We start from the raw sequence: 1,000 nt of genomic DNA on the forward strand, positions 1-1,000 counted from the left end.
CCAGACGGGGAGGGGCTGCCGCCGGGTGGGGTCAGGACAGAATCGGGACCAGGCCGATGGCGAAGATGGCGTAGAAGCCGGCGGCGACCGTGAGGCGGGCGGGGGTGAGCTTGTGTGCGCGCATGGTCAGCAGCAGGTAGACGATCGCGGCCATCGTGATCAGGCCGGACCACAGCAGGGCCCCGTCGAACGTCCAGGTGGTGAAGAGCAGGCCGAGGCCGCTGGGCACGGTGGCCTGGATCATCATCGCGCCGGAGACGTTGGCGAGCGCGAGCTGGGTCTTGCCCTGCCGGACCCAGATGACCGCGTTCATGATCTCGGGCAGTTCCGTCGCGATCGGCGAGAGCAGCAGGGCGGTCACCGCGGCGGACAGCCCCAGCATGGGTCCGATCGCGTCCAGTTGCTTCACGAACAGCTGCGAGGCGAAGAAGATCACCACGAGAGTAAGCAGGGTCTGGGCGACGACCGCCCAGGTGTCCGGGGAGGCTTTCTTCGGCTGGAACTTCAGCGGCTCCATCCCCTCCTCGTCCTCGCCGCCGCCGCCGCCGTCGTCGTTGTGGCCGCCGCGTATCTCGCGCCAGAAGTACAGGGCGTAGGCGGCGAAGAACAGCAGACCCAGAGTGGGCTTGAACGCGAACGCGACCAGGCCGAGGGCGACCTTCACGATGAAGATCGGAAGGAACCACTTCTGGTCCTTCGCCAGACGCTTCATGTCCTTCTCGCTGCCCAGGACCTTGTCCGACTCGGGCCGCGAGGGCGGCATACCGGCATCCGCCAGGACACTCTGACGCTCCGTGCGCCGCTTCAGCAGGAGCATCGCCCCGGTCACGCCGTAGGCGACGGTGGCCAGCGCGAGGGGGCCGCCCATCGCCGCGCCGACGCCGATGTTCTTGGCCTCTTCGTCAGCGCCGGTGGTCACCGCGACCAGGGTGACGACGGATTCGGGCAGGGCGGTGCCGAAGGCGGCCAGGATGGTGCCCACCGCCATCTTCCCGACGTT

Annotated in this window: 1 protein-coding gene; it reads right to left on the bottom strand. The window is 68.4% G+C overall.

Translation table 11 applies throughout. The annotated features are described in order from the left end of the window. Positions 1–31: 31 nt before the first annotated feature. Positions 32–1,000: sodium:calcium antiporter (locus tag ACWDO5_RS35755; protein ID WP_450534686.1), on the bottom strand; the 969-nt coding region annotated here is incomplete at its 5' end.

The organism is Streptomyces sp. NPDC000880 (genome assembly GCF_053599675.1).